The organism is Aminobacter sp. P4_H6_2 (assembly GCF_056400805.1).
In genome coordinates this window covers 1-4,958 of the sequence record NZ_JBFUKO010000397.1, presented here as the reverse complement: position 1 = coordinate 4,958, position 4,958 = coordinate 1, and the positions used below count along the sequence as shown (strand labels likewise).

General features: G+C 61.5%; 6 protein-coding genes. 5 read left to right on the top strand and 1 reads right to left on the bottom strand.

Annotated features, from left to right (window positions below; translation table 11 throughout):
* A partial coding sequence (locus AC1DUU_RS22715; protein ID WP_476785647.1) for a TonB-dependent receptor plug domain-containing protein occupies nt 1–1,110 on the bottom strand: 1,110 nt, incomplete at its 3' end.
* 204 nt (nt 1,111–1,314) lie between these two features.
* Here AC1DUU_RS22715 and hemP point away from each other — a divergent pair.
* The 5 genes from hemP to AC1DUU_RS22690 form a co-directional block, all read left to right on the top strand.
* Complete coding sequence (gene hemP / locus AC1DUU_RS22710) at nt 1,315–1,539, top strand: hemin uptake protein HemP (protein ID WP_067966393.1); 225 nt, start codon at nt 1,315–1,317, stop codon at nt 1,537–1,539.
* 10 nt (nt 1,540–1,549) lie between these two features.
* The gene (locus tag AC1DUU_RS22705) at nt 1,550–2,605 is read left to right on the top strand and encodes a hemin-degrading factor (protein ID WP_476785646.1); all 1,056 of its coding nucleotides are present in this window, start codon (nt 1,550–1,552) and stop codon (nt 2,603–2,605) included.
* Between the two features lie 8 nt (nt 2,606–2,613).
* The gene (locus tag AC1DUU_RS22700) at nt 2,614–3,516 is read left to right on the top strand and encodes a heme/hemin ABC transporter substrate-binding protein (RefSeq protein WP_476785645.1); all 903 of its coding nucleotides are present in this window, start codon (nt 2,614–2,616) and stop codon (nt 3,514–3,516) included.
* A gap of 10 nt (nt 3,517–3,526) precedes the next feature.
* The gene (locus tag AC1DUU_RS22695; RefSeq protein WP_476785644.1) at nt 3,527–4,636 is read left to right on the top strand and encodes a FecCD family ABC transporter permease; all 1,110 of its coding nucleotides are present in this window, start codon (nt 3,527–3,529) and stop codon (nt 4,634–4,636) included.
* Between the two features lie 23 nt (nt 4,637–4,659).
* The coding region (locus AC1DUU_RS22690) for an ATP-binding cassette domain-containing protein (RefSeq protein ID WP_476785643.1) at nt 4,660–4,958 on the top strand (299 nt) is incomplete at its 3' end.

The window sequence follows — 4,958 nt, the reverse complement described above, 5'->3', positions numbered from 1 at the left end:
GTTGTCGCCAGTCCACTCCATCGTGTTCTGGGCATTGAACTGCCAAGTCTCGTACCCGTAGTTCGAAACGCAAACAACCGCGAACGAACCTGGGCTACATGCCGACCGTAGGTCGGCGTTGCGCTGTTCGTTGTGGGTGTTGGAGTAGGACGCCGTCACCTTTACGTCGGCCATGTCATTGTCGGCGAACGGATTCTCGTACGACACAATCGCCGTCCGATCGACGACGTGGCGATCGACCAGACCGAAGAAGGACGCCGTGCTGGTTTGCGACAGTTGCTGGTCGTCAAGATCGGAATCCCACTGCTGGTAGGACGCCCGCAATGTGCCTTCTTCTCCGACCTTGAAGGTGCCTTTGGCGAGACCCGACCAAGCCTTGAAGTTCGTGCCGAGAACGTCGCTTCCATCGCCGGAAGTGTAGACGCCGGAGGCGCGATAATTGCCGGTGAGCAGGAACTCGGCGTTTTCGCCCATGCGCTGGGCCAGCACCGTCGACGTCAGATAGCCGTTGCCGTTGCTGTTCCAGGAAACTTTCTGGCGCAGCGCGCCGGTCTGGCCATCGGCAATGAAGTCGGAGGCGTCCTTGGTTTCAAAATTGATTACGCCGCCGAGTGCGCCCGATCCATAGAGTGTGGACGAGGCCGGGCCGCGCAGCACTTCTACGCGTTTGTACAGCTCAGGCTCGGAGAAAAAGGATCCGAGCCGGTACTGCTCATAGAACTTCTGCACGCCATCTACGTTGACGATGATACGGCCGCCGTCGCCGGTATTCTCGGGGGCGCCGATGCCGCGGATGTTGAAGCTCTGGCCAAGTAGCCTGTCTGAGCCGGTGACGTTAACCCCCGGTATCGCGCGAATAATGTCGCCGATCATCTCAGGTTGCAGTTGGTCTATGTCCGCTTGCTCAAGCACGGAGACGGCCTGCGGTGTGTCGATAGCGACTTTTTCCTGGCCGGCACCGACGATCAGGCGCTGCAGTACGGTTACGCGCCCCTTCTTATCCTGTTCATTCGTTTGCGTTTCCTGCGCTTTGGCGTTTTGCAATCCCACCAGCAACGCYATCGCCGCTCCGCCCAGCAGAGCAGCCTTGTTCCGAGCAACCAGCCCCATATCCCAACTCCAAAATGTCCCTGCTGGCTTGCTTGGCGCTTGCTTGCATTTTTTCGTCCGCCCGACACGTCTTAAATCTTGACTCGATCAGTCCGGTATTGCACTGACTAGTAAACATGATTGATCGAGTCAACAAATTGATTTGACCTCATGGCCACGACCGGACTGAGCCGGCGCGGCGGCCGGATGAAGGAGTGAAATGAGATGAATTCACACAATCCGAACCATTTCCGTTCTGGCCAATTCCGGCACGGATACCGCAGGCCGGAAGGTCAGGTCGCGGCGCGTCCGATCGCTGGTTCGCTCGCGGTCAGGACACTGACCAGCGAGTCGCTGTTTCTCGGCGATTTCGAGATCGGCATCGATCATGGCGGCGCTCTCTACCGCCTGAAGATTACCCGTCAGGGCAAGCTCATTCTCAACAAGTAGGTGTTATCCAATGGACCAGCGCGTAAAGCCCGCCCCGCATGACATCCGGTGGGCGCGGACCGACAACCCGAAAATGCGCGAGCGCGATCTCGCCAGCCAGCTTGGTATTTCAGAAGCGGAGCTGGTGGCAGCACATTGTGGCGAGGGCGTCGTTCGCATCGAGCCGAGCGCCAACGACCTGCTGACAGGGCTCGAGGCGGTCGGCGAGGTCATGGCACTGACCCGCAATGAAAGTGCTGTGCACGAAAAGATCGGCGTCTACGACAAGGTGGTGCCGGGCAAGCATGCCGCCATGGCACTGGGCGAAAACATCGACCTTCGCATCTTCCCAAGCACCTGGGCGCATGGTTTTGCCGTCGAAAAGCGAGACGGCGACGATATTCGCCGCAGCTTGCAGTTCTTCGATGCCGCAGGCGTCGCCGTACACAAGGTGCATCTTCGCCCGTCGTCCAATCTCTACGCTTATCAGAACCTGGTCGAGGCTCTCGGCACCGACAACCAGGACCCGTTGATCACCACTGTTGCCGCGGTCGCCGAAAAACCTGTCAGCGACGGCTCGGCTAGCGTCGATGAACTGCGCCAGCGCTGGAGCACCATGACCGACGTGCACCAATTCTTCGGCATCCTGCGCTCGCTCAAGCTTGGCCGACAGCAGGCCATGCGCATGGTCGGAGGCGACTATGCCTGGACGCTGGACAAGGACGCGCTGCCCGCCATGTTCAACCAGGCGGCCGAGAGCGAACAGCCTATCATGTGCTTCGTTGGCAACCACGGCTGCATCCAGATCCACTCCGGTCCGGTGAAGAACATCAAGCCGATGGGGCCGTGGATCAATGTGCTCGACGAGACTTTCCATCTGCACCTGCGTCTCGATCACGTCCACGAACTGTGGGCGGTGCGCAAGCCGAACACGGATGGCCATGTCACTTCGGTCGAGGCCTATGACGCCAATGGCGAGATGATCATCCAGTTCTTCGGCAAGCGGAAGGAAGGCGAAGGCGAGCGCGAGAGCTGGCGCAACCTCGCTGAAAACCTGCAGCGCGCATCCCAGCAGCAGGCGGCGTGAGGAGAACGATGATGTCGGCACCCCAAAGGCTCGCACGCGCGGGCGCACTAGGCCTGTCGCTGTTGCTTTCGACAACCATCGCAAGTCTCGCCATCGAAGGCGTGTCGGTTCTACCCGACCGCTCGCGCGTGGCTTCGGTCGGGGGCTCGATCACCGAGATCGTCTATGCGTTGGGGGAGCAGGGTACGCTCGTCGCCCGCGATTCGACCAGCGTCTATCCGGAAGCGGCGTTCAAGCTTCCAGATGTCGGTTACATGCGGGCGCTTTCGCCCGAGGGCGTTTTGTCGGTCAACCCGTCCGGCATCCTGGCCCTTGAGGGCAGTGGTCCGAAGGAAGCGCTCGACGTGCTCAAGAAGGCGAGCATTCCCTTCATCTCGGTGCCCGAAGGTTTCACCCACAAGGGTATCGTCGAAAAAGTCCTGGTGGTTGGCAAGGCACTTGGTGCTGACGCAAAGGCCGAAACGCTTGCCGCCGAGATCGACAAGCAACTCAGCGACGCTGAAGCTCTGACCAAGGATATTCCGCAGGCTGAGCGCAAGCGCGTGCTGTTCATCCTGAGCTTGCAGGGCGGCAAGATCCTTGCTTCGGGCAGCAGCACGGCTGCCGACGGCATCATAGCACTCGCTGGCGGGGTCAATGCGGTCGAAGGTTTCTCCGGCTACAAGCAACTCACCGACGAGGCGGCGATCACCGCTAAACCCGACATCATCCTGATGATGGATCGCGAGGGGCAACTCGCCATCGGCGATGCCGATCTGTACGCCCACCCAGCCATCGCATCGACGCCAGCTGGACAGGCCAAAAAGGTAATCCGCATGGACGGCGCCTATCTGCTCGGCTTCGGCCCGCGCACTGCCGGTGCGATCAAGGATCTGGCCGTTGCGCTCTATGGCGACGCGGTTAAGAAATAGGGTCGGGAACGTGGTGGATGAAAAGATCGCCGGCCTGACCGGCGAAGACAAGGGTGGCCGCCATGTCAATGGCGACCGCTCCGCGCGAGCATTGCTCGCCATTGGCGTGCTTGCCGTGGTTCTGGCCGTCACAGCGCTGTTCAGCCTGACCTGGGGCGCTTCAGACGCCTCGGCACTCGGGCTCATCGGCAACTGGCTGTTTGGCGCAACGCCTGCCAACGAAGCGCTGTCGGTGCGTGACAGTATCATCGTCTACGACATCCGCTTGCCGCGCATCATCCTGGGCGTGCTTGTGGGCGCGGCACTCGCCGTGTCAGGCGCTGTCATGCAGGGCCTGTTCCGCAATCCGCTTGCCGACCCCGGCCTGGTCGGCGTGTCGGCGGGTGCCGGGCTTGGCGCGGTTTCGGTGATCGTGCTGGGCGGGACTTTTCTCGCGCCTTTCACGGCTCTGCTGGGTAGCTACGCGCTGCCGCTTGCTGCCTTCGGCGGCGGGCTTGTCACGACGATCATCCTCTACAATGTCGCGACACGGCAGGGCCGCACCTCGATTGCCACCATGCTGCTGGCCGGTATCGCGCTCGGTGCCATGGCGATCGCTCTGACCGGCATCCTTGTCTACATGGCCGACGACCGGCAGTTGCGCGACCTGACGTTCTGGCAGCTTGGCTCGCTCGCTGGCGCAACCTGGCTGAAGATCGCCGCAGCGGGACCGATCATCGTGCTTGCGCTTGCGACCACGCCGTTCCTGGCCAAGGGGCTCAACGCGCTGGCGCTTGGGGAGGCGACGGCAAGCCACCTCGGCGTTCCAGTGCAACGGCTGAAATATGTGGCGATCGTTGCTGTGTCGGCCGCAATCGGGGCGTCGGTAGCCGTCAGCGGCGGCATTGGTTTCATCGGCATTGTCGTGCCGCATTTGCTGYGCCTGGCGATCGGACCTGACAACCGCTACTTGCTGCCGGCCTCGGCCCTTCTGGGCGCCTGCCTGCTGCTGCTCGCGGATGCGGTCAGTCGCACCATCGTAGCGCCGGCCGAATTGCCGATCGGCATCGTCACGGCTGCCGTTGGCGGGCCGTTCTTCCTGTGGATTCTGTTGYGCAAGCGCGGCATCGTCGATCTTTGACGGCGTCTGGTGAGATTGAGAAAATGATCGAAGCACGCCAAGTCTCGGTGTCGATTGGCGCCACACGGATCGTCAGCGATGTCGATTTCACCGTTCGCCCCGGTGAGCTTGCGGCAATTGTCGGGCCAAACGGCTCCGGCAAGACCACTTTCCTAAAGGCGCTGACCGGTGAACTGCCTTATTCCGGCAACGTCTCGCTCAATGGCCGCAATGCCGCCTCGCTGAAGCCGTGGGAGGCTGCAAGCATTCGTGCGGTGTTGCCGCAGTCGACGGCGCTGTCATGTACGGTCACGGTCCGCGAGATCGTCAAGCTTGGCTTGAC